This window comes from Danxiaibacter flavus (genome assembly GCF_041060425.1).
In the GTDB taxonomy this organism is placed as follows: Bacteria; Bacteroidota; Bacteroidia; order Chitinophagales; family Chitinophagaceae; genus Danxiaibacter; species Danxiaibacter flavus.
This window is the reverse complement of record NZ_JAULBC010000009.1, coordinates 125,154-150,901: the sequence shown is the minus strand read 5'-3', so window position 1 is coordinate 150,901 and position 25,748 is coordinate 125,154. Positions and strand designations below refer to the sequence as shown.

The 25,748-nt window shown below is 41.2% G+C and carries 16 protein-coding genes and 1 tRNA gene; 4 read left to right on the top strand and 13 right to left on the bottom strand.

Annotation, left to right across the window (positions count from 1 at the left end; genetic code table 11):
* Positions 1 to 6: 6 nt before the first annotated feature.
* Both QTN47_RS24175 and QTN47_RS24170 read right to left on the bottom strand, forming a co-directional pair.
* Entirely contained in the window at positions 7 to 759 is a 753-nt protein-coding gene (locus tag QTN47_RS24175) for a LytR/AlgR family response regulator transcription factor (protein WP_369332018.1), read from the bottom strand.
* Between the two features lie 3 nt (positions 760 to 762).
* A complete protein-coding gene (locus QTN47_RS24170) occupies positions 763 to 2,865 on the bottom strand; it encodes a tetratricopeptide repeat-containing sensor histidine kinase (protein WP_369332017.1) in 2,103 nt (700 codons plus the stop codon).
* 152 nt (positions 2,866 to 3,017) lie between these two features.
* On the opposite strand from QTN47_RS24170, the gene QTN47_RS24165 reads away from it, so the two are divergent.
* A complete protein-coding gene (locus QTN47_RS24165) occupies positions 3,018 to 3,602 on the top strand; it encodes a hypothetical protein (protein ID WP_369332016.1) in 585 nt (194 codons plus the stop codon).
* Positions 3,603 to 3,838: 236 nt separating this feature from the next.
* Here the strand turns inward: QTN47_RS24165 and QTN47_RS24160 are convergent, their stop codons facing one another.
* Positions 3,839 to 5,035 (bottom strand): phosphoglycerate kinase, encoded by a 1,197-nt coding sequence (locus tag QTN47_RS24160; protein WP_369332015.1) that lies wholly within the window; start codon positions 5,033 to 5,035, stop codon positions 3,839 to 3,841.
* A gap of 252 nt (positions 5,036 to 5,287) precedes the next feature.
* Positions 5,288 to 6,301, bottom strand: coding sequence for a type I glyceraldehyde-3-phosphate dehydrogenase (gap, locus tag QTN47_RS24155; protein WP_369332014.1), 1,014 nt, complete (start codon positions 6,299 to 6,301; stop codon positions 5,288 to 5,290).
* Between the two features lie 286 nt (positions 6,302 to 6,587).
* Here gap and QTN47_RS24150 point away from each other — a divergent pair.
* Positions 6,588 to 6,659, top strand: a tRNA-Glu gene (locus QTN47_RS24150).
* A 1,140-nt stretch (positions 6,660 to 7,799) separates the two neighbouring features.
* Positions 7,800 to 8,690 (top strand): sugar phosphate isomerase/epimerase family protein, encoded by an 891-nt coding sequence (locus QTN47_RS24145; protein WP_369332013.1) that lies wholly within the window; start codon positions 7,800 to 7,802, stop codon positions 8,688 to 8,690.
* A gap of 43 nt (positions 8,691 to 8,733) precedes the next feature.
* Here the strand turns inward: QTN47_RS24145 and QTN47_RS24140 are convergent, their stop codons facing one another.
* The 5 genes from QTN47_RS24140 to QTN47_RS24120 all read right to left on the bottom strand — a co-directional run bounded on the left by QTN47_RS24140 (position 8,734) and on the right by QTN47_RS24120 (position 20,541).
* Complete coding sequence (locus QTN47_RS24140) at positions 8,734 to 9,909, bottom strand: vanadium-dependent haloperoxidase (protein WP_369332012.1); 1,176 nt, start codon at positions 9,907 to 9,909, stop codon at positions 8,734 to 8,736.
* Positions 9,910 to 10,061: 152 nt separating this feature from the next.
* A complete protein-coding gene (locus QTN47_RS24135; RefSeq protein WP_369332011.1) occupies positions 10,062 to 13,394 on the bottom strand; it encodes a VCBS repeat-containing protein in 3,333 nt (1,110 codons plus the stop codon).
* A gap of 98 nt (positions 13,395 to 13,492) precedes the next feature.
* Positions 13,493 to 15,379 (bottom strand): RagB/SusD family nutrient uptake outer membrane protein, encoded by a 1,887-nt coding sequence (locus tag QTN47_RS24130; protein WP_369332010.1) that lies wholly within the window; start codon positions 15,377 to 15,379, stop codon positions 13,493 to 13,495.
* A gap of 11 nt (positions 15,380 to 15,390) precedes the next feature.
* Positions 15,391 to 18,639: a SusC/RagA family TonB-linked outer membrane protein gene (locus QTN47_RS24125; RefSeq protein ID WP_369332009.1), complete on the bottom strand. Its 3,249-nt coding sequence runs from the start codon at positions 18,637 to 18,639 to the stop codon at positions 15,391 to 15,393.
* A 498-nt stretch (positions 18,640 to 19,137) separates the two neighbouring features.
* The gene (locus tag QTN47_RS24120; RefSeq protein WP_369332008.1) at positions 19,138 to 20,541 is read right to left on the bottom strand and encodes an MBL fold metallo-hydrolase RNA specificity domain-containing protein; all 1,404 of its coding nucleotides are present in this window, start codon (positions 20,539 to 20,541) and stop codon (positions 19,138 to 19,140) included.
* Positions 20,542 to 20,869: 328 nt separating this feature from the next.
* Between QTN47_RS24120 and QTN47_RS24115 the strand changes: the two genes are divergently transcribed.
* Positions 20,870 to 21,268: a DoxX-related protein gene (locus tag QTN47_RS24115; protein ID WP_369332007.1), complete on the top strand. Its 399-nt coding sequence runs from the start codon at positions 20,870 to 20,872 to the stop codon at positions 21,266 to 21,268.
* An 82-nt stretch (positions 21,269 to 21,350) separates the two neighbouring features.
* On the opposite strand, the gene QTN47_RS24110 is transcribed toward QTN47_RS24115, so the two are convergent.
* The 4 genes from QTN47_RS24110 to QTN47_RS24095 all read right to left on the bottom strand — a co-directional run bounded on the left by QTN47_RS24110 (position 21,351) and on the right by QTN47_RS24095 (position 25,438).
* Positions 21,351 to 21,767, bottom strand: coding sequence for a ribosomal maturation YjgA family protein (locus tag QTN47_RS24110; protein ID WP_369332006.1), 417 nt, complete (start codon positions 21,765 to 21,767; stop codon positions 21,351 to 21,353).
* Positions 21,767 to 22,327 carry a thioredoxin family protein gene (locus QTN47_RS24105; RefSeq protein ID WP_369332005.1) on the bottom strand — a complete coding sequence of 187 codons (561 nt, stop codon included), beginning with the start codon at positions 22,325 to 22,327 and terminating at the stop codon, positions 21,767 to 21,769. Before QTN47_RS24105 ends, QTN47_RS24110 begins: the two co-directional genes overlap by 1 nt.
* 232 nt (positions 22,328 to 22,559) lie before the next feature.
* Complete coding sequence (locus QTN47_RS24100) at positions 22,560 to 24,134, bottom strand: C1 family peptidase (RefSeq protein WP_369332004.1); 1,575 nt, start codon at positions 24,132 to 24,134, stop codon at positions 22,560 to 22,562.
* A gap of 272 nt (positions 24,135 to 24,406) precedes the next feature.
* Positions 24,407 to 25,438: a LacI family DNA-binding transcriptional regulator gene (locus QTN47_RS24095; protein WP_369332003.1), complete on the bottom strand. Its 1,032-nt coding sequence runs from the start codon at positions 25,436 to 25,438 to the stop codon at positions 24,407 to 24,409.
* Positions 25,439 to 25,748 lie beyond the last annotated feature (310 nt).

The window sequence follows — 25,748 nt, the reverse complement described above, 5'->3', positions numbered from 1 at the left end:
ATTGTTTTACAAATCGGCAAGTACTTTTAAAAAATCATCTTTGCGACGGGTGGAGACTTCGATTTCAGTATTATCTGCCATGTAGATAAATCCGCCTTTGCCTTTATGATACTCCTTTACGTGTGTGAGGTTAATGAGATGAGAATTGTGCACTCTGAAAAACTTGTACGGTATAAGCAGTTCCTCAAACTCTTTCAGCGTTTTGGCCACGGTTATCTTTTGCTTATCCTTCAAAAAGATGGTTGTATAGTTTACGGAGCTTTCACAGCGGATAATATCCGAAACCGGCACAAATACCAGTCCGTTGATTGTGGGAATAACAATCTTCTTTGATTGCCCACTCAGGTTTTGAAGATTGCTCAGCAATACATTGAATTTCTGCTGGGTTTGTTGCAGCTGTAATTTGCCGTTCAATTTTTCAACTGCCTGCAAAAGATCATCTTTATCCACCGGTTTTAATAAATAATCAATGGCACTGAATTTAAAAGCTTGTATCGCATATTTTTCGAAAGCAGTAGTAAAAATTACTTCGCAAGGCAAATTCTTGAAATGTCTCAGCAAATCGAAACCCGTCTTATCATGTATCTGAACATCGAGAAATATCAAATCCGGTTGCAATGCATTAATTGCAGCAATACCATCGTCCACAGTACTGAATGATCCTTGCACTGAAATAAATGAAGAACAATAACGACCAAGCAAATCATTCAGTCTGCTTACGCAATGTTCTTCATCGTCAATTATAATTGCTCTAATCATAGCTCAGAAACTTAGCTCCAATGGCAATTTTACTTCCACCCGCACTCCCTCAACCTGTTTAACCAGTTCAATGGACGCTTTTGATTTTTTGAATTTATTCAGCAGATCTAACCGGGCTTTGGTAATCTTCATCCCCAGCGATCTTTTTGTTTCTGTTTTTTCTTCCGCTACAACCGGATCAAAGCCTACTCCATTGTCTTCTACTATACAATTGAGCATCTCATCTTGTTTTTGAATACGGATGATTATTTTGCCGTTGCCATTTTTTTGTGATATGCCATGCCAAATACTGTTTTCAACAAATGGCTGAAGGATCATTGGGGGGATGAGTGTGTTTTCAACATCAATATCACCATCTATGATTATCTCATACGAAAACTTCTCTTTCATGCGTACTGCTTCTAACTGCATGTATAGTTCGAGCACTTTTAAATCATCGGCAAGACTTACTTCTTTTTGTTCGGAATTTTCAAGGATCATCCTCATTACCTTCGCAAATTTTCCGAGGTAGAAATTGGCGGAAGAAATATCATTTCTTGTTATATAGTCTCCTATTGAGTTAAGCGAATTGAAAATAAAATGCGGATTCATTTGAGATCGCAGGGCCTTCATCTCGGTCTCGGCCACCTGGGCTTTTATATCAGCCTCCTTCTTTTGTTCTTCGGCGTCTTTTCTGCGTTTATAAAACAGAAAAATAATCGCAGCAGCAAGCAGCACACCGAAAGCGCTTAGTAGTGTTATGTTACGGACCAGTTTTTGATGCCTGACCTGTGCCGCTGCAACCGTTTGCTTTTTTTCATTGTCGGCCTTTATCAACGCTTCTTTTTTTTCAAAGCCAAAAAGCATTTCCTTCTGAGTAACCTCCTGTTTAATGCTGTCATTAACAATGCTATCCCTCAAAATTGTAAACTGCTTGTAAGCCTCCAGCGCCTTATTAAATTTTCCCTGGTGCTCGTACAACTTGCTTATATCCTTCCAGGCAAAACTTTGTAGCTCCACATCTTCTATTTCTCTTGCAGTTCCAAGGCTTTCCTGTAAGTAAGCATCTGCCATTTTTAACCTGTAAGCACGATTGTTATCACCCGGCAACCAAACGGAAGACGGCGCATCCATGTAATTTTCACTGAGTGCATTTAGCGTGATGGTTTTATTTGTTTTATCATTTATTGAGCGGAACAAATGCAATGCCTGGTTAAGGTAATCGTTGCTGATCGCATATTTTTTCATTTCCTGATTAATCATACCGATGTTCAACAGGCCCCGCGCCTGCCCCGCCGTGTTGCCCAGAGATTTATATAACTCATAACTTCTAATAAAATACTCACGCGCCGTTGTCAAACTATCCAATGCATCATAAATGGACCCCATGTTGCCGATGGTGTTTGCCATTAAGAGCTTATTATCCATTTCTTCATTGATAGCATAGGCTCGTTTTTGATATTCCAGTGCTTTGTGATAGTTAGCCAACCGGTTATAAATAAGGCCGATGTTCGCAAGCGTCATGGCGACACTTTTTTTCTGATCTTTCTGTTCGTAAATCTTCAGGGCCTTGTCGTAATATTCAAGTGATTTGGGATAATTGGAAAGAAACATATAATTGACGCCAAGACTGTTGTAGGCATGGGCCACAGAAACACTATCCTTCCGTGCCATATGAATATCCAGTGCTTTTTGCTGATACTCGATGGCTTTCGGATAGTTTGAAATGTTTGAGTAAGCAATTCCGATATTACCAAACACATTTGCAACCTTGCCCTCTTTTTTGTTTGTGGAAAATATATCCGCCGCTTTATTGTATGCAGGAAATGCATCTTCATTTCTGCCTTGTGCTGATAAATTAATGCCCTTGTTCAAATATCCTTCGCCAAGCATTAGCGGTTGATTCAATGTTTGCGCAAGCGAAATCTGCGCATCCGAAACAGCTTCTCCCCTGGCTGGATCAAGCGAATAATATATGTAAGCGACTTTGTTCAGCAGACTTAACCTTACAGTGTCTTCTTTTGTCTGATTCTTAAGAAGCAGGAGAAGAGAGTCCAGTTGTTTTTGTTGGCTATAACATTCAATACTTATTACAAACAGTAGTGTTATGACTAAAATCTGTCTCATTGGTTAGGAATTGATGAAGTACGGCTCTTAAAAGATACTCTATACTTCGCGTATTTACAATCCTCTGCAAAAAATAAACCTTATCCCGCAAATAATAAATATTGATTGACCTGCTTATCAGTTGCCTGTAAGTTAGCAGCAAAAGAAACGGCATGGCAATTTTACCTGCGAATAAACAACGCCGGATGATGCTTTTTATCGCAGCGGCAGGCTTTACTTCGAATATGCTGTCCGCTATTGCCAACCTGTTTTTCAAAAGGTTTGATTTTCCCCAGGAGAATATTGATCTATATAGCATTGGTGCAAGTATGTCGTTTCTGATTATTGTAACGATCATCTTGCGTGGAAATACTTCCAAATCATTCACGCGTAAAAGCCGCATCATTGTCACGATCGCAGCTATTACATCGCAGCTTCTCATCCTCTTCAAATTAATAAAACACAACATAAATATCCCTGCCAGCATTTCAATGTCATGCATGTATAGCTCTCTGTTAATATCTGTGATATTTCTTTTTTTATTTCGAAACACGCGAAAGCCAGATACCAGTCTTCGGAAAGACAAAAGACATGTTAGAAACCAAATTTCTATTCCAATAACTCACACCAGCCAAGAGCCCAATCACCGTCCTGCTATACCTAGCGGGCTGTCGAAGCTTAAGGGACTAACTATTCTTAAAGACAAGGGAACTATCACAGAAGATGAATATCAATTTCTGAAAACACTTTTATCATAGCGCATACTGATATGCTTCCAGAAAAAAGACTGAGCGTTTGGCATTATTGTAACAGGACATGATTAAGGAGTTTGGAGCGGGCATTACGCCGGAAAGAAAAATAAAAGCTCGATTTACGAAGTACTCATATCTGAATACGCTTCGTTTTATTCAGCTGCGTAAAAAAACGTTATAGTCCTAAAAAAGACAAAGCCACATTTGATGTGGCTTTGTACAACTATTTTAAACCGGGATTATTATTCGTTTATGGCTGCGATACCTGGCAACACTTTACCTTCAAAGTATTCAAGCATTGCGCCGCCGCCGGTACTAACGTAACTTACCTTATCAGCATATCCAAATTGATTAACGGCAGCAACACTGTCCCCACCACCAACAAGAGAGAATGCGCCATCCTGGGTAGCTTCAGCAACAGCAGTTGCAACAGCCTTGGTTCCATGCTGGAATTTGTGCATTTCAAATACACCCATCGGACCATTCCACAAAATGGTTTTTGATTCTTTAATCACATTGCAGAATTGCTCGCAGGCATTTTGTCCGATATCCAGGCCTAACCAGCCATCAGGTATATTGTTGCTTGGTGCTGCGGATGTATTTGCTTCTGCATCAAATTTATCTGCTATCACAGAGTCGCTTGGCAGGTGAATGCAAACTCCTTTTTCTTCAGCCTTTTTCAGGATTTCTTTTGCTGTTTCCAATCTGTCCTCTTCGCAAAGGGAGTTACCGATGTTTCCGCCCTGTGCTTTAAAGAAAGTATACGCCATACCTCCACCGATAATAATATCAGTTGCTCTTTCCAGCAAATTTTCAAGTATGAGAATTTTGTCGCTCACTTTTGCACCGCCGATAATGGCCACAAAAGGTTTTTCTGAATTATGTAAGACTTTTTCTGCACTGCTCACCTCTCCTTCCATCAACAAACCAAACATTTTTTTATCACCGGGGAAGAATTTAGCAATAACGGCAGTAGATGCGTGCGCACGGTGTGCTGTGCCAAATGCATCGTTTACGTACACATCTCCCAGTTTTGACAATTTTTCAGCGAAACCCTCATCACCTTTTTCTTCCTGTTTGTAGAAGCGAAGATTTTCAAGTAGCAATACTTGTCCGGGTTGTAAAGCAGCTGCTTTTTGCACAGCCTGCTCGCCGATGCAGTCATCAGCAAATTCAACTTTTAGTCCCAGCAATTCACCCAGGTGATTGATCAGATGTTTTAAAGAGTATTTGTCTTCAGGGCCTTCTTTCGGACGACCAAGATGACTCATCAGTATTACGCTTCCTCCATCACCCAATATCTTTTTGATAGTAGGCAATGCGGCGCGGATTCTTGTATCATCAGTTATAGCCAAAGTTTGTTTATCAAGTGGCACATTAAAATCTACGCGTATCAAAGCTTTTTGACCAGCGAAGTTGTGGTTGGCGAATTTGCTCATAATATTATGATTTCAAGTTTCAGGAATAAGGATAGGGCCATTTGTAGCGGGGAAATTCGCGGCAAGCATAAAACATATTAAATACCCGGGCGAAATTCCGAATGACGCTGACACAATTGCTCAAATATAAATAAAAAGCCGCAGTGTTATTACTGCGGCCAATATGTTCAAATCAAAAATGGAAAAGGCTTAAACATCTTGTATTGCTTGCTACATTAAGATAGTCCATTCCTTTTTGATTGAGTTATATGCTTATTTGCTGATCAAACCTGCGAAATATTTTACAGTACGAACGAGCTGGCTAACATAGCTCATTTCGTTGTCGTACCAGCTTACTGTACGAACCAACTGAACATCGCCTACAGTCTGAACGCGGGTTTGTGTTGCATCGAACAGAGAACCGAAAGTGCTTCCGATGATATCTGTACTTACGATTTCGTCTTCAGTATATCCGTAGCTTTCGTTTGTAGCGGCTTTCATAGCTGCGTTAATTTCGTCTACAGTCACTTTTTTAGCTAATACAGCAGTTAATTCTGTTAAAGAGCCAGTGATTGTTGGAACACGCTGAGCAGAACCATCCAGTTTACCCTTCAGGCTAGGCAGTACCAGGCCGATTGCTTTAGCAGCACCAGTGCTGTTAGGAACAATGTTTTGAGCTGCAGCACGTGCACGGCGAAGATCACCTTTAGCGTGAGGAGCATCTTGTGTATTCTGATCGTTGGTGTAAGCGTGGATAGTTGTCATTAAACCGTTAACGATACCGTATTTTTCTTCCAGAACCTGTGCCATTGGAGCAAGACAGTTAGTTGTACAAGATGCACAGCTAATGATTGTTTCGCTACCATCAAGGATGGTATGGTTTACGTTGTAAACGATAGTTTTAAGATCACCGGTTGCAGGAGCAGAGATAACAACGCGTTTAGCACCAGCAGTTAAGTGTGCTTCAGCTTTTGTTTTGTCTGCAAAGAAACCAGTACATTCTAAAACCACGTCAACATCGTGTGATCCCCAGGCAATTTCAGCCGGATTTTTCTGCGCATAGATCTTAACTTCTTCGCCATTTACAACGATAGAGTTTTCAGTTGCTTTTACGTCAGCATCGAAACGACCCTGCGCGCTATCATATTTCAAAAGGTGAGCTAGAACTTTTGGACTGGTTAAGTCATTGATCGCTACTACGTCAATTCCTTCCATGTTATAGATCTGACGGTATACCAAACGGCCGATACGTCCAAATCCATTGATTGCTACTTTTACTGTACTCATTTGTTAATGTGTTTAAGTTTTTTTAAAAGGCACCGCGAATTTACATGTATTACACTGAAATAGTATGATAATTTTTTGCTCCTGAAAACAACAATCCTGCGTTCATTTTGTTCAACGGCAATACTTGTCCGTTATATTTGAAATTCTTTTTACAGGCTGAACCTCTTTCCTGCAAAGGGTTTAAAGAGATATCTATTTTAGCAACTGAAAAAAAGTTTTCAAAAAAAGTGAAAAAAATTTGCTGGAATTAAAATCACGCCTATTTTTGCACTCCCAAAACAAACAAGGAGCGTTGGTCAAGGGGTTAAGACGCCTCCCTTTCACGGAGGAATCACGGGTTCGATTCCCGTACGCTCTACAAGGAAAGGTAAAAGTTAAGTCCCGGATACTGAGAAGTGTTCGGGATTTTTGTTTTTGAACCACGGAGGCACGGTGGCACGGTGAAACACGACGGGATTGCCACGAAGACGCGAAGACAGAAAGAAGCACAAAGTTTGGAACCACGGAGGCACGAGCGACACGAAGGAACACGACGGGATTGCCACGAAGACGCGGAGACGGAAAGAAGCACAAAGTTTGGAACCACGGAGGCACGAGCGACAAGAAGAAACACGACGGGATTGCCACGAAGACGCGAAGACAGAAAGAAGCTCAAAGTTTGGAACCACGGAGGCACGAGCGACAAGAAGAAACACGACGGGATTGCCACGAAGACGCGAAGACAGAAAAAAGCACAAAGTTTGGAACCACGGAGGCACGAACGACACGAAGAAACACGACGGGATTCCACGAAGACGCGAAGACAGAAAAAAGCACGAAGTTTGGAACCACGGAGGCACGAGCGACACGAAGAAACACGAGCGATTTAAACCACGGAGACACTAACGACAAAACGAAATACGGCGATAGTTTAGCTGATTACCACGCAAGCATTTCTCCGTGTATCGCCGTGCCGCTGTGCCTCCGTGGTTCACAGCTCCCGTAGGGGCAAAAAAAAATGTGCTGCAATTGCAACACACTTTTGTTTATTTTGTAAGTAATAGGACGGTTTGATAAACGACGAACAATTTATTTTATTTTCTCCTCACCACTTTTTCTCTCAGATATTTCTTTCATCGTTTGTAAAACAAAAATACATTAAGATGGCGGCCACCCCGGTCCATAGTCGATGAGAGGAACAAAATCGTCGTTAAGTGGACAAATGAGCCGACAAACTGATTTTTTGTGGATAACATCGTGCCCTCATCCGGAGATATACACATTTAACTTCTTGTAATGCAATCGATTACCCGTACCAATTTCAATTTCTTATATTGATATGAACCATTAACAAAGAAGTAATGACATATGGCGTTCCCTGGTTAACATTTGATTACCTGATTTGAATCAAATGCATACCACTTCCTCAGAATGTTTTGGCTAGCTTGCACAAGCCTTTTTTCATACCAATCTTAATTGCCATTGAATACTTTACCATAGACCAAAACACTTAACCTACATGCAAACAAGAAGAAGTTTTATTAAACAGGCAGCCCTGCTAACTGCAACCACGATCATGCAACCCGGGAACATGTTTAAAAAAGAATACAAACTGGGATTGCAATTTTACACCATAAGAGACCCGCTCGCTGCCGACCTAAAAGGAACACTCCAAAAAATTTCCGGCTTCAGATACCGGGAAGCCGAAACTTACGGATTTAACGGAAAGACTTATTATGGTCAGGATCCAAAAGTATTTGCGCAAATGCTGGCGGATAACAACATTACTACATCCAGCGGCCATTATGATCTAGACAAGTATATCCTCGGAAATTCAACACAGGATGATATGAAGCGATATGTCGACCAGTGCATTGATGGAGCGCACACTCTTAAACAGGATTATATCGTCTGGCCCTGGCTTGATCCGAGTTGGCGCAGTATGGAAAAATTCAAACATTTAGCGCAGGTCTTAAATACTATTGGTGAGCAAATTAAAAAAGGCGGGTTACAACTGGCATATCATAATCACGATTTTGAGTTTGTTGATCATAACGGACAGATTGGCTATGACGTTATTCTGAATGAAACCGATCCATCCCTGGTTAAATTAGAAGCCGACTTGTACTGGATGTCGCGGGCATCTGCCAAAAAACCACATGAATGGTTTGAACTTCAGCCAGGCCGTTTTGTAATATGGCACATTAAGGACATGGATAAAAACAATCCAGATCTACATACCGCAGTTGGAGATGGTACAATTGATTTCAGAACCATAATGCCTGATGCAAATAAAGCCGGTGTAAAACACATGTTTGTAGAACAGGGAAATAATTATGTTCCGGACGCATTGAACTGCGTAGAGCGAAGTGCAAAATACATTCAACGGGAAAACCTGTTCTTAATTTAAATAAAAACGGCCCTGCTTGCACAGGGCCGTTTTATGATAAGTCTTATTTTATTTTATTCAATACCCAGTCGCCTATTTTCGAGCCCTGTTCTGCACCATTGGTTATGGCATCAATAAAATGAATGCCGCCATACAATCTTGATATACCTGCTTCCTGCGCAGCCGCTTTAAACGAAGTAAAAGAACGTGAAGGCAGTCCATATTTTACTTCTATCGTGTCCACATAAGCAAAGTTGTCACCAAAATAATGCGTGAGAATAGTTGCAGAAGCAGAAGACGCAACCGAGTGACCGCTTAAATATTCGGGAAAAGGCGGTGTTTGCAATAGCGGCTTCCATTGCGGATCCATCAGTTTCCGGATAGCCGTTTCAGGACGAATACGGTTGCTTCTGAATTTTTCATCCCAGCAGCACATAAAAGCATCCATCAATCCCATGGCAACGGAAGTATTAATAAGCATTCCATCCTCAAATGATTTGCCCGCTTTGGCGCAAGCTATACCTGCAATGCCAAGCCAGTGAGCGCCCGGCGAAATTTTCTTGACCCCCATCATAAGATGTCCGTCATCCTGAACAGCAAAAGGATTACAATCCCAGAATGCAGCTATCTGCCTGTGATCTTCTGACGCAGGCTCCGGGTGATTTTGTATCAGCAATTTATAAAAAGGAGAATTCTTATCTGTTGAATAAGCTATCGGAGGCACCGGTTTAAACTGCGATGCAGAGTCAAGCGTAAAAGGTCTTACCGTGTTAAAGTAAGGCTCTACTGCAGGCATAAATGCGGGCGGCGTGGGATACCAGCTTCCCTCCTTTTCCAATGGCGTGTAACGCGGATAGTTACTTATTTTAGAATAGCCATCAGCCTTGGCATATTTAAGAATTGCTTTGGATATTGCCAAGGCATACCGTTGTGAGTTTTCAATTTCCCTGTCAGAATAGCCGGCTCTGCTACATGAATCAATAAACCGCTTTTCGTATACTTCAAATGATTTTCCGGAAGGCTGCATTTTTTTTGCAGTCTCCATCATTGCCAACAATGCACTAAGCTGGTATGAATAACCTTTGATTGAATCAGGCTTCTTTAAATCCGGATAACCATTTATGCGGCCATGCATACTTTTAAAAGCAGTATCATTCTGAGAAACCACTTCATACCCGGCAAGACATACATAAGAAAAGAAACGGGCAGCCAGTGGCGGATTCGTAATGTCGTGTACCATGAGCACCGTCATTTGATCCAACACATTGCTAACGTCTTGTGATTTAAATTTTGGATGAAACTTGTTTTCTGTCTTGCAAGAAAATATAACAGCAGCAAAACCTGTTATGCATAAAATCTTTTTTGTAAATACCAGACACCTTTTCATAATCATTACTTCATTGTTGTTTTATAGGCTTTCAGTGGCTGTTGATTTATTCCGAATAACAACGTGTTATTGAAGTTTAGCACACAACGAACATCGCCCTTCAATTGAAAACCGGATTGCTGTTGATTGATGTATTTAAAATTGCCCTTTCCGTCTCCCTTAAGCAAAACTCCATAGTTGGCATCATATTTTCCAAACCGTAAACGCGCACGGTTTATATTACCGCAGAACAAAAGATCCTGCTGTCCGTCACTATCATAATCCAAAGATGTGATCGAAAACACAGGCGAGAATTGTACCTGTAAGGGTAGTTCTTTTTCGCGCAATTTGCCGTTGCCTTCACTTTCAAAATATGCGGTTTTAAGAAAGTTTGCCTGAAGATGACCTGCAGATTTTAACTCCTCAGAAGAAAATATATCTTTTACTCCCGCATCCGCATACCCTTTGTAATCTGTGAATTTCGTACGCATTGAGCTCATCTGATCCAGCAGTTCATCGCGTGTGAGATAAGGATAACTTTTGCCCTGAATATAAAAGCACAATACCGGATCAACAGCTCCATTATCATCAAAATCTTTGTAATACATTTCAGCAGGCTCGCTCTCGCTGACCTTGCATTGCGTATTCAATCCCATATTGCCCGCAATAATATCCGTTCTGCCATCGCCATTGAAATCACCAACAAGTAATCTGTTCCACCAGCCGGAATAATTTTTAGCAAAGTATTCCTGTGTTTTATTTTCAAGCTTGCCCTTATTATTGATGAAAACAGTAACAGGCATCCATTCACCGGTAACTATCAGATCAGCAACATGATCGTTATTCATATCTGCCCAGGCTGCATCAGTTACCATTCCAATTTTCTGAAGTGTTGGCGCCAATGTATTTATCTGATCGGAGAAATGCCCTTTGCCGTCGTTGATCAACAAATAACTTTCAGGTGTTTCAGGATATCTGCCCGGAATTACTCTTCCGCCGACAAAAAGATCAGGGTGTCCATCGCCATTAATATCAGCAACTTTTACACAACTCTTGCTAACCTTCATTTGAGGCAACGCGTCAGTTGCCTTTTGAAACAATCCTTTCCCATTATTAAGATATAGCCTGTCCTGCAACAACGGATCTTCGGGCAAATAATTATGATACCCACCGCTGCTTACATAAATATCAGCAAAGCCATCACCGTTAGCATCAAATATTGCGGCATCAGCATCTTCAGACAATTTATCTGCCTCAAATGCAGGTTGTACGCTTTTGACAAATGAACCATTTTTTTGCTGCAGGAATAAGGATGCAGCCTGACCACCGCCGCCTCCGGCATAAATATCGTCAAGCCCATCTCCGTTAACATCGCCCTTTACAAGACATGGCCCATTAAAGGAAACCGGATTTACCATTAACGGCTGGCGTTTGAAATCATTTATATTGTTAGACTGATTGACATAGTTAACAGGCGATACTGTTTCTGTGAAAGCTGGTTTTACCGGCTGAAGTGGTGTGGCTTCCTGATTTGCATTTTTCTCATCAACCGAGAGCAACTGGTTTGCCTTGACGTTTATAAGCGTTTGCTGTTTACCACTCAACCAGGTAACGCTGATAGAATCCACCAGTGAATCCTTGCCCAACCCGAAATGAACGATTGGTGACACACTCGACTGATAACCTCTTGCTGGCATTTGCTCAACATACTGTTGCTTTCCTTTACTAAACACACGCACTTTAGCTCCTAACCCTTGTGTGTTGCCTGCCGCACCAATTAGTTTAACCTGCAAAAAGCGATTATCTTTTTGTTTATCTGATTCGTTTTGATATATAAATGCAGGTTTGTCAATATTGTTGATTATGAGATCAAGATCTCCATCATTGTCTAAATCTGCATAGACAGCACCATTGCTATTAGACGGCATTTTTATCCCCCACTGTTTACTTACATCTTTAAACGTAAGATCGCCATTGTTTTTAAACAAATAGTTGTCTACGTTAGACGAAGGTATTTGATGAACGAGTTCGAGTACTTCTTCTCTTTTTAATCTTCCCTGGCTTTTGATGTAATCGTTCATGTACTTCATGAAATCCATATTAGTAAAGTCGCGCAGGTAGCCATTTGTTACCAACAAGTCTTTCCAGCCGTCATTATCATAATCAGCCATCAACGGCGCCCAACTCCAGTCCGTATTAGAAATACCAGCCAACTGGCCTATTTCACTGAAAGTTCCATTGCCGTTGTTTAATTGTAGCATATTTCGCATGTACTGATAATAAAAGCCGGTTCTTAAACTCAAATCAAACTTTTCATAATTATCAGGTGCAAAAAGAAGTTTTTGCCTTTTGTTTCCTTCAGGCAACATGTCCAACGTAAGAATATCAGGAAAACCATCATTGTTCATATCAGCCACATCATTTCCCATCGAAAAATGAGAAATATGCTGAATCATTTGAGGAAGCTTATTGGTGAATGAACCATTCTTATTATTGATGTATAAATAATCAGGCACACCATAGTCGTTTGAAATATAAATATCCTGCCATCCGTCACCATCAATATCAGCAATGCCAGCACCGAGACCATATGTAAGCGATGAGCTAGAAATGCCAGACTGACCAGTTATATCGTGAAATAGATTTTTATCATTTTTATACAACCTTATACCAATCGAAGGATTTTCCTGGCTTATCAAAGCAGCAGTACTCGCTTCATCCAGGATGGGAAGGTTTTGCGGATTATGATTGAGTAGTAAAAGATCAAGGTCGCCATCACGGTCATAATCAAAAAAGAATGCTTGTGTGGAGTGCGAAGAATCGGTTAAGCCATACTCCTTTGCTCTCTCTGTAAAATGCGGAATGCCCTTTGCATCATTTCCTTCATTGATAAATAATTGGTTAACCCGGTCAATACCTTTAACGTTGCCGGAATAACATAAAAAGATATCTACCTTACCATCTCCATTTACATCAGCCATAGTTACACCCGTTTTCCACGGCTGATATCTTCCCGCAACATTCGCTTCATCAGTAATATCTTCAAACTCCATTTTCCCTTTGTTGAGATAGAGCTTGTTTTCCTCCATGTTCGAAGAAAAATAAATGTCGTCCAGACCATCATTGTTCAAATCAGCCACGGCAACACCACCTCCATTGTAAAAATATTCGTACATCAATACATTGGTGTTTAGTCCTTCCTCTAGCTTGTTAGTGAAGTTCACATGTGTTTTGCTTTCAGATAAAAGTGTAAACAATTGCGCTTCTTCTTTTTTGTTCGATCCGGTTGAACACGCAAAAAAACAAGACGTACATACGGACACCAGCAGTAGTATTTTGATTGGGGATAAGTTAGTCAAGCAAAAAAGATTTAATATTTGAAATACGCGCTAAAGTAAAAAACCTATGCCGGTTGTAATGCGGCATAGGTTTAAATTTAAATGAAAAAGAGCAATTGTTAATAGCCTGGATTCTGAATAAGTTTTGCATTTTTATTCATCTCATCCCTCACAATTGGTCTGAAATACATTTTATCCACCCATTTCCTGTTTTCAAGGCTGTTATCCTCGAACGGAGCATAGGTGTAATCATAAATTGTAGGATCATATTTGTAAGTGGCCGGCGCAACGGCTCCGGATTTTAACATACCAGTAACCGCGATATACTGGCACTTGCGACCTAGCGTTGTGGGAGCGATCATCCATCTTCTGGCATCATGATAACGCTGCTCTTCGAATGCCATTTCAACTCTTCTTTCATTCCTGTAGCGATCTCTAAGAGCTGTACCCGTTTCCGTTACAGCCGGCATACCAGCTCTAAACCTGATCTTATTTAACCATGTTTGGGCTTCGGCGTCCTGATGAAGTTCAATTAAGGCTTCGATGTAGTTGAATACAACTTCCGTATTTCTTAAAATCGGCCAGGGGAGGAACTGCCTTGTGTTGTTATCTACAACAGCATCATCGACGTCTATAAACTTACGCTGGTAGTAACCAGTCCAGCTACCGTTCCAGTTTTCGACAACACTTTGGCGGGTATCAAGACCTGCAACCACTGCGCCACCCGCAACCATTTGATATTTACCGCTTTGGATCTGGTTAACAGGATCCGGGTTAGAAGTAATCTTGCTACGTGTTTTCCAGCCCGCACCATCATATAAAATAGTAGCGTAAAAACGAGGATCCCTGTTTTCGTATGGCTTTGCTTTTTGAGCTGTATTAGACCAACTAAATTTAGTTCCATCCATCATTTCATAATCGTCTACCATTTGTTGGATAGGGGTATTACCAGCCCAATTGTGGTAACCGTTAGGTCCATTATCCAGCCCTACGGAAGTACCATCACCTCCAGGACCGCCTGTATACATGTCAGGTGTGAAATACCTGGCGAAAAGTAGTTCAATACCTGCAGAGGCGTCTACATCTGGGCTTTTGCTGCCGCCTCCCATTGACATTGAAACGTAATTTCTAATGGCAACGTCTTTGCTTACGGGTGCAGTTAAATTCATCATATAACCACCGCCACCAGCGTCTATAGCAGCTTTAGACGCGTCTCTTGCAGCCGTCCACCTGGCAGTTCTGTCTCCACTCACATATCCAATTAATTCAGGATTGGAGTAGCTAGCGATTACTGCTGATTTAGATTTGGCCGTTGGCACGTCATGTAAGTCACTAGCGGCATACGTAAGCACTCTTGATTTCAACGCGAGTGCTGCGGCAACTGTAGCTCTTCCTTTTGCAATACTTTTACCACCAAGCAACAAAGCAGCACTGTCGCAGTCCTTTACAATAAAATTAACACACTCTTCATAAGTGTTGCGAGCTGCAGAATAATCCTCATTTAATCCATATGAACGATCTATAATTGGTGCTGCACCATAATAGCGAACTATCTGTTGAAAATAATACGCGCGGAGAAAATGTGCTTCTCCCTGTAAACGATCACTCAGATCTTTGTTGTCAAAACCTGGTGTTCTAAGGTTCTCAAGCGAGATGTTGGTAGCCCTTATATAACTGTACATATTATTCCAGGCATAAGTTCCACTTACCCACCCTGGAGTAGAAGGATCCAGTGAGCCTTCGTTTACAATGTTAATACCACGACCGGCATGGGTAAATATAGCTTCATCTGATAAAGATGAAAGCTGCTGTTCATCAATACCTCCATTACCCAACCCGTTGTAAATATTGGTAACGAAAGCCTCTGACAGGTTACCATCCGTCCATGTCACATCAGACGAAATCTGGTTAAGCGGCTGTGTATTCAGGAAATCCGTTTTACAGGAGGAGACAGCAACCCCTATACCCATTATCGCTGGTAATATATATTTATATCTTCTTTTCATAGTAATTCATTTTAGAAGGTTACTCTTAAACCGCCGCTTAAAATTCTTGCCTGCGGATAGTACTGACCGCTGCCACTTGTTGATTCAGGATCCCAGATCTTCATTTTATCCCAGGTTACCAGGTTCAAGCCATTCACGTATAATCTGAAATTGCTGATGCCAGCATATTTCAACAGCTTTGGAGAGAAGTTGTAACCCAACTCCACGTTTTTCAAACGCAGATAATCGCTGTTTCTTAGGAAATATGTGTTGTTTCCGTGGTCAGAGAAGTTAGTGAAGTAAGTATCGTTCCTGTTTGGTAATCTTGGATCCACGCTGCTTGGAGCATCGGGTCTCCACTGATGATCATAACTGTATTTAAGATAGTTACCTATATCTCCAGACTCAGTACCGAAATAAAGAAGTCCACCAGTTGCACCCTGGAACAGAATAGAAAGATCAAAACCTTTGTATTGCATGTTAATAGCCAGACCGCCGGTAAATTTAGGATCTTGTGTTTTATCCAGTCTTACCTGGTCATCACCATTAATTTTGCCGTCATGATTCACATCTTTGAACTTCATGTCGCCAGGCAATAATTTGTCGCGGAAAGTATAATCGATGGTATTAGCATCAATATCTTTTTGGTCTCTGAATACACCATCATACTGATAGGCGATAAAGGCAGTACCACCGTTTGAAGTGAATGGATGTCCTGTAGCCTTTTGCCAGTCAGGAGCACCTGGAGCTTCATCAAAAGACAAGATCTTGTTCTGAGCATATCCACCATTCACACTTACGTTGAAGGTAAGATCATTAATACGTCCGTTATAACCAACTTTGAACTCGTAGCCTTTATTTTCAACACTACCTATGTTTGTTGGAGGAAGGATGCCAGCGATACCTGCAGAACCCGGAGTTGAACCTTGTTTAGGCCACAGGATGTTTGTACGCTTGTTGTAGAACCAGTCAAACTCAAAATTGATCGCATTTTTAAACAATGCACCTTCAAGACCTATATCGGTGTTGTTTGCCACTTCCCATGTAAAGTTAGGGTTAGGCAATACAGTCTCATATAACGTTTTGAATGCAGAGCCATTGATAGGATAAGATCCGAAAGCATATGTTGATAAGTACTGATATTCTTTCAATACGCCACCATAATAAACCTGGTCATTACCCATTTGTCCCCATGAGGCCCTCAATTTCAAATTGCTTACAAAGTTTACGTTGTTCTTAAAGAAGTTCTCTTCAGAAATTCTCCAACCAGCCAACAAACCAGGGAAAAAGCCCCAGCGATGCTCAGGAGGGAACAGATAAGAACCATCATATCTCCAAAGGAATTCTGCCATATATTTTTCCTTATAGTTGTAGGCAGCCCTTCCGAAATAGCTTAAGCGAGCGCGATTGTATGCTGAACCACCAACATTCTGACCGGCAGTACCACCGGCAAATAACTGGTCAACAGCTGGAGAAATGAAGTTGGTACGATATGCATTAAAATCATCTTCGTCGTGTGTTTCTTTTGTTACCGCAGCCATTAAGCTGATGTTATGGTTTCCAAAATTGTGATCGTAATTCACAAAACCAGAAAGAAGAATATCAAGATAATTTGCATCTCCCTGACTTAATTGCGGAGTAGTAAACGTAGAACGCATATTCTTTGTCAGCAATGGCGTTACACCATCTGCCTCATAAGTTACATGATCCCAGAAATACAGATACCACGGTGTAGCCCATCGTTTAGTACGTTGAATTTCTTTATTAAGTGTAGCTGTACCGGTAACTTTCAAACCGTCTACCCAGGGTATCAACACTTCAACTTTACCATTCGACTGGAAATAATCCCTTTTGTCTTTGTCATAACCAGTTTGGTTAGTGGTGATCACAATTGGATTTTGACCGTTTTCAATATCCGGACCAGGCAAACCATTTGGCCATACTTCAGGATCGGTAGGACGACCTCTCATCATCATCCTGAAGATAGATCCTGCAGATTCTGTCGGGAAGAACCGAGATTCCTCACGTGCAGTAAAACCAAGTGAGGTATTGATGTATTTATTGATCCTGGCATCCATGTTAATACGCATATCATACTGCTTATAACCTGTTGCCGAATTTTTGTAATAGCCATCCTGGTTAGTGTACCCTAAAGATGCAAGGTATCTTACTGCTTCGTTGCCTCCATTGATCTGGAGTGTTTGTTTACTTTGCGGAGACCAGGTTTTCAAAGTTGTTCCAAACCAGTCTGTATTTGGATGTCCCCAGGGATCTGAACCGTCCGCATATTTTTTAACATCACCAGGCTGAAAAGGAGCTGTAATAGTCACCTGGCCATCACTTGATTTATACGTACCAGTTGATTTAAGTGCCTCGTATGCTGCCCCCCATTCTGAAGAGTAATCGGCAAGGCCATTATAAATGGTAGTCAGGTTGTTGATATCAGCATATTCTACAGCATTTGACATTTTGGGAATGCGTGTTGGCTGAGACCATCCCTGGTTAAGTGTATATGATAACTGTGGCTTTCCTGATTTACCATGTTTGGTAGTGATAAGGATAACGCCATTAGCCGCTCTGGCTCCATAGATAGCGGCAGACGCATCTTTCAACACAGACATACTTTCGATATCTGCGGGATTGATACGCTCAAGACCACCAGCAATATCCGGTACACCGTCTACCACTATAAGCGCAGAAGTGTTTCCTAAAGTATTGGTACCTCTCACACGAATAGATGAACCGTCGTATCCAGGCTCACCACTTGATTGTACCGCGCTAATACCTGGCAAACGACCTGCCAGCGAATTTGAAAGGTTAACGGTAGGAGCTTTTTCCAATTCTGTACCCTTAACCTGGGCAACGGCACCAGTAACAGTAACTTTCTTTTGCGCTCCATAACCTACCACAACCACATCCTCCAGTTTGGCTGCATCAGATGCTAATTGAATGCTGACGCTGCTTTTATTGGCAACGGACACTTCCTGTCCTTTAAAGCCAATGTAGTTAATAACCAATACAGCTTTTTCATCAGCCGTAATACTAAATTCACCGGCTTCGTTGGTGGTGACACCCCTTGTAGTACCCTTAACCATGACACTTACGTTGGCTAAAGGGGCACCTTTTTCATCCGTAATTTTACCCGTGATTGTCTTGTCCGCGGGTCTGTAAATTTTTTTTGGATCTTTTGCGTAAACCGGCCCAAATGTGGCAGTTAACCCAAGCATAGTTAAGCCGCATATGGCACCTACCTTGCAAAAGCGATAGTGCAATTTTTTCATGGCAATAATAATGAGTTATAAAAGGTATTTCAATTAAGTAATCGATTACGAAACCCTTTAGGAGTCATTAAACAGATTTAAACACATCAGGCAGAAGTTTTAGGTTATTTATTAAAAACGGTAAATAAAAACTACATACTTTTCAGCATGCTCGTACTAGTGAAATGATGCCGGAACTAGATCAGCTTCCGAGACTTAATGGTACAGGCTCCTCGTTCGAAAAGTGGAAAATCAGATAATTCAGTCGTTAGTTTTAGCATGTTCTTTGGCAGCTTTTTCATATAGGCAATTAGCATTAACACTTATTCACATGACACACAATCGGCCACATTTTAGCGGCGATCTCAGTATTCTTAGGATAAAAGTAATGTTAATTTATTTAATCAGCAAAAAAAATGTCAAATTAACATTTATCTCAAAAAAGTTGATAATTAAGTTATTGCAGAGAAATTCTCAAGGGAAAAAAATATTTCTTAAAATATGATTAAAAGGGTTGATTTAACTCAACCCAAACACCTCATGCAATTCAGGAATCTCAATATGTTTTAATCCCTTCTTATAAAGACGGCGTTGAAATTCCTGTTGTACATCATACTCACCATGCACAAGGAATAATGTTTTTACTTCAGCAAGATTTTGACATGCCAGGAACTGCGAAAGATCGTCGTAATCGCCGTGCGCACTCATGCTGCGCATAATGCCTACCTCGGCAACGACATCATAGTAATCTCCGAAGATGCGAACTTGTTTGGCTCCATTCATCAACCTGCCCCCTAATGAATTGGGCTCACAATAGCCGACTATTAAAATAGTATTGCGTTTGTCGCCGATGTTATTAAGAATATGATGCTTGATCCTTCCTGCATCAGCCATACCACTTGCAGAGATAATAATGCAGGGGCCGTGGTATTCGTTTATCAGTTTACTTTCATCTACACTTTTTGTAAAGCGGAGTCCTTCAAAATCAAACGGATCGTCATCTACCTGCAATAATTTCTTGATGCGGTTGTTGAAGTTTTCAGGATGGCTCTTTACTACATCGGTTGCCTCGCGGCTTAGAGGACTGTCTACATAAACAGGAATTTTAGGCAACCTGTTTTCTATGCTAAGCTGGTTAAGAAAATATAGCAGCTCCTGCGTTCGTCCAACACTAAATGCAGGGATAATCAATTTGCCTTTTCTTTCAACACAGGTTTTTTGGATCCAGTCGAAAAGAATATCCGGCGTATTAAAAACATCTTCATGCAAGCTGCTTCCATATGTGCTTTCAATAATAATATAATCTGCCTGAGGAAATACATCAGGCGAACGGAGTATGATGTCGCGATAGCGGCCCACATCCCCGCTAAACGTCAAATGAGTTGTCTTGCCTTCTTCTGTTACTTTCAGGTGAACAGCAGCACTGCCAATGATATGGCCCGCATCTGTGTACAAAACTTCAAGCCCCGGCTCTATCGTAACCCATTTGCCGTATGGTACTGTTTCAAAGAGAGGCAATGCGTCCTGCGCATTTTCCAATGTATATAATGGTTCAATCGGGGGTTTGCCTTGCTTAGCTCTTTTTTTGTTGATAAACTTTATATCATCGTGCTGTATTTCTGCCGAATCTTCGAGCAATATTTCAGCGAGATCCATAGTTGCTGGCGTGCAGAATATCCTTCCTTTAAAACCTTCCTTTACCAATTTGGGAATTAGTCCTGAATGATCGATGTGTGCATGCGACAGCAATAAATAATTCACTTCGCTGGCGTCAAACCCAAATGTTGCATTTAACACATCTGTCTCCTGCCCCATTCCCTGGAACATACCGCAGTCAAGAAGTATCTGCGTGCCTTTTTTAAGAGTTAGTAAATGTTTTGATCCCGTAACCGTACGTGTAGCTCCGTGAAAAGCAATCTTCATAACAACAAATTTTATTTATGACCACAACTTTGCAGCGCGACAAGTTAATACAACAGTGCAATATAAACAGTTAAAAGATTTTCATTTGCCCGGCCCGGTAGCATGCTACAACAATTATAATAATATTCTTTTCAAAGCCGGGTTAGATGTTAATCTGCTTTTCAGCAGATGCACCAATGTCTGCATAAAGGCCAAACCGTTGGTGTATTTGATATACATGTACCTTAGTTTAACATTAAAATATAAGCGCTAACATCTTACCGGTTAAAAATAAGTCGTTGTAATTACGTGCTTTTTTTGTAACTTCTCATTACTAAAACCTTGTCGTATGAATAACGCAATCATTTCGAGGATTGCCATCATTGGCTTTGGTATAGTCCTCGCCATCTTCGGCATAAAACACTTCCTGGATCCGGAAAATTTAGCTATCATGGTTCCCAGCTTTATTCCAGGTGGAAAGATCTGGGTGTATATAGTAGGCACAGCTTTCATTCTTGCCGCCATTGCTTTTATCATTAACAGAAAAGTAAAACTTGCGGGTTATTTGCTGGCACTCATGTTGATCATCTTTGTGATAACCATTCACCTGAGAGGGTACATGGATGCTGGTGACAAAGAACTGCAGGCCATATCTTTTGTAAATATGCTGAAAGATCTTGCACTTGCATGCGCGGCCCTGGTTATTGGCAGCACTTATGACAATACTCAAACTATTGTTAGAGATTAGTTCAATTAAAACCAATAATTCGTACCGGCAGTCATAATAAGCCGCATCCAGGATACAACAACCGTTAAATGACGATACAAGCCTAAAGGCTTTCAGAAGGCCTTAAGACTAACGGTAATGCTTTTTCGCAACTTATGGCAATACATAATGCTATTAATACGCCAACTGCATAACAAAGACAGTCGCTCCATAAGAAGCCGTATCCCAATAAAATTCCAAACGGGAATGTGTGTCTTATTTTGTTTAACCACGGCGCCTGGCACAGTTGTGAAGTTTCTATTGCCATACATACTAAGTAGCTTACCACTGCAACCCAGCTTAGCTTTTTATTTACAGCGAGAAAACGCACGCCGAAAAATATGCAACTGGCAGAAAAAACATCACCTCCATATTCTTTCACTATAAATGGCAAATGCGGTGCAAAACGGCTAAGTAAACCCACTGGAATGTTGATCAAAACAAGAACGAAATACAACCATTTCTTTTGAACACGGGACATCAGGGATAGTTTTTAGGATCTAAAGCAGCCGGCGACCAATCTTTCAGAAAGTCCATCACCTTCTCTTTACTATAGTAATTATTTTGCTCAAGATAAGATGAATTTTGGGTCTGTATGCGCTTACCTTCCGCGTCAAGAATAATAAATACAGGAAAGCCAAATCTCTGCGGATATCCATATTGTGCAAAAACCGCATCGTTTTTGTTTTCCTTGCTATAATTGAGATGGTAAACAATATAGTTGGCCTGAATAAGAGAATCCACCTGCCGGTCAGCAGTCGCAATCCTGTCAAATCTGTAACACCAGGTACACCAGTTGCCGCCTGCCATTATCAATACATGTTTCTTTTCTGCTTTGGCTTTTACAACAACTTCAGCTATATCTTTTACCGCGTTGGCTCCGGGGTGATAGATCAGGGAATCATTTGCCAATGACTTGAAGAAAGAAATACAGAGAAAGATGGTAAGACCGTAAGACCGTAAGATCGTACGACAGTAAGACCGTAAAACATGTAAGACGTGTAAGACCTGTAAGAATGGTGTAGAAGGTTTATTAAACATGAGGCAAATTTAATAAGAAGACCGTAAGATCGTAAGACATGTTAGACCGTAAGACGAGTAAGATCCGAAAAAAATTGGATGGAAGTTTTTTTTAGAACATAAGCCGTAATTAAGAATTGAAGATTGTATGAGTGATACAGTGCCACACGACACTTAATTACGGCTTTTATTACTATTTCTTGTTGGAAGAACACCAATTGCGACAGGCCAAAAGCTGATAGCTGATAGCTTTTTACTGCTTGTCTATTTCTACAATACACGCAACAGCGCTTTTATCGCCGGCGTTGGTTTTAAATGATATGGTGCCTTCTGAAGTATTTGAAAAAGTAACACCACTAATTGACTGACGTTTAACAGCACTGCTTACAGCCTGCTCAAATCCCGCACTCCTGCTGCTGTTTACGGCATTGTTCAGTTGAAATACATTTAAAGAATCTTTGCTTATAACTACCGCCATATAATCTTTCGTTCCAATGCTATCTGCCATCATGCTCATGCCTCTTGGAAAAAGTCTGTATCCGGTGATGCCACAGTAAGGCGAGAATTTGGTTTTTGTTGGATCCTGCCTGCTGGGATATGGGAACAACACATAGCTGCTTCCATCTGTTTCCTTCCCCAATACATAGACATAACACTCTGAAGTATTTTTTACTTCCATTTTAAACTGGGTGCCTTTAATGATCGGTTGTTTTGTTTGAAAAATATTACCACTCTTTAATTGCAGCGGAATATAACTTTTTGTTTTGCCTTCAACCAACCCTATGCTTACATCCAGGTCGCGGGATGCAGCAAGTCCTTCTTTTGGCATAGGATTTACGCCATATGCTTCTCTTACAAAATGTTTGAAATCTTTGTAGCGTACCCAGGCAATGCCATTGTTGCCCCAATCACTTCCCCAGCTATTCATAATCTGAAAAGCTCCGCCTTCTTTGCGATCATCATAACCTACAACACACATAGCATGTCCACCAAATCCTATTTGATTATAGTCGTCGTCATTAGGATGCCATACATCCTGCCCCATCATACCCTGCATAAAGCTGCCGCCTACCATCATACCAATTACCACAGGCACATCCCTTGCCAGGTGTTCTTTTATTGCGCGGAGATCAAGCGCGTTTATCTTGTCACCATCTGTAAGGCGCGTAAATCCAAGCATGCGAAATTGTGACGCTTCCTGTTTCAATTGCGGATTTGGCTGACGCTCACAATCGTTTTCATCATAAGGAAAAGCATTGAATGGAACAGCTCCCACCTGCGTCATGTTCTCCATAGCGCGTATAATGTAGCTACCCTGGCAGCCATCAAGACCAATTTGATTGTATAAAAAAGAAGGACTGAATGCAACTGAATTGGGATCTTTTCCTGTTCTTTCTGCCTCAAGAATTGACCTTGCACCGTAAGCACTGCTCCAGGCTACACAACTTCCCTGGTGGCCCTGATCAAGCCTGTTAGGAGCAAACTTTGCAAGCGACACTGCTTCGGGAAGGTTGTTCTTACTGTCATCTAACGCTTCATAAACAGGCGCTTTCTCAAATTGTTTGGGGTCGAGGTTTCCACCTGTACTAAATGCCGCCGCAGCCTGTTGTTGCAGTCCGGCCATATTACATCCACCTTTCAGATAAAAGAATCCACCTACCGCCAGTACAAGCACAAGCAATATGGGCTTGCGGATTAGTAGTCCCAGGATGAGTGGCAGAAACTGAAACAGTCCGCCACCTCCACCACCACGACCACCGCCGCCACCTGTATTTTCACCGCTATTATCATACTGATCATCCGGATCATCGACCATTCTTATTGGCATACATGTAAGTTTAGCAATGTAAAATAAAGATTTGTAGAAGAATTGACAACAGCTAAAAGCTGTCAGCTGTTTTTTTGAAACACGGAGACACGAAGATTCTAAGGCGCACGAAGAAATAAAGAATAGCTTTGAGCTGTCAGCTATCAGCTTTCAGCTGGTTTTTTGAAACACGAAGACACGAAGAACACCAAAACGCACGAAGAATTAACGAAATCTACCTTTGTGCCGCTTTGTGTCCTTTGTGGCTTAGTGGTTCATCAACACTATCCTTCTTATCGCTTTGCGGATGACTGTCTGAAAATAGGCACGGGTTTCAGTACTACTTTTTGAAGTTTGGCTTCTTTACCGGCCTTGCTTTTATTTGTATTGATGAGCTCCAATAGCAGGCGGAAAGATTCCTTACCCATATTTACTGTCTGTTGATCAATTGTTGAAAGGCTTGGTGTAATATGTTCCCCAAATAACTCGTTTGCGAAACCGATAACACCAAACTGTTCGGGGATCTTTATGTTTCTGTCTTTCAGTTCTTTAATCGCGCCAAGTGCTGTAAAATCTTCCACAGCAAAAACAGCGTCCGGCGGATGGGGTAACTCCATCATGTGCTTTATTGCGGCTTTTCCGGCTTCAATAGAAACATCACCGGCATAAACAAGATCAAAATCAACTTTTATGTTATGTGCCTGCAAAGCCCCCATGTACCCCTTTAACCGGTCGTTGAAGATCTTAATATGCTGAGGCCCTGAAATATGGGCAATTCTACGGTAACCTTGTTCTATCAGGTGCTCGGTGGCAAGATATCCGCCACGATAGTCGTCAACCACAACAGAAGATATTCCAAGATCATCGTTTGCACGGTCGAAAAAAACAATTGGAATGCCTCTTTGTTTAATATCGATAAAGTGAGAGTAATCAGACGTTTCTTTGGCAATAGAGGCGAGAATGCCATCTACACGCGCAGATAAAAAAGTTTCCAGCCCTTTAACCTCAAAATCCCTGGATTCGTTTGTCTGGTAGATCAAAACGTTGTATCCGTTGATGTTAGCAAGGTTTTCTATACCATGTACTACCGAACCAAAGAAGTTGATCTCAGCACTCGGGATGATCACGCCGATGGAGAATGACTTACCCGATCGAAGCGATGATGCTATTTTATTGGGTTTGTAATGCAGACGTTCGGCCGCCTCAGCCACGCGATGTTTGGTTTCATCGCTTATTGCGGGGTGATTGTTTAGAGCCCTGGATACGGTGGCTGCTGTTGTATTTAGCTCTTTGGCTATGTCAGCAATGGTTACTTTATATGACAAGATTCAAGATTTATTCAAACTTATGAGATTGCAACAGATATTCATCAAGGCTACCCGACTTTTTTATTGCCGGTTACATGCTTTTTACATTAGCTTCTCTTGCCTCCGGATGTAATATTACGGATTTTCGAGACAAGTATAATGAGCAACAATTTGTAGATCCTGCAATAGTGTTGTACCGCGTAAAATATTAACGCAAAAACATCACAGTTATGCACATTTTGGAACGGATCTTTTTAAGTTAAAATGCCCCGTTCCGCTTGTTCCCCTGGCATCCAGCAAAATAGATAGAATTAAAATTATTATACCA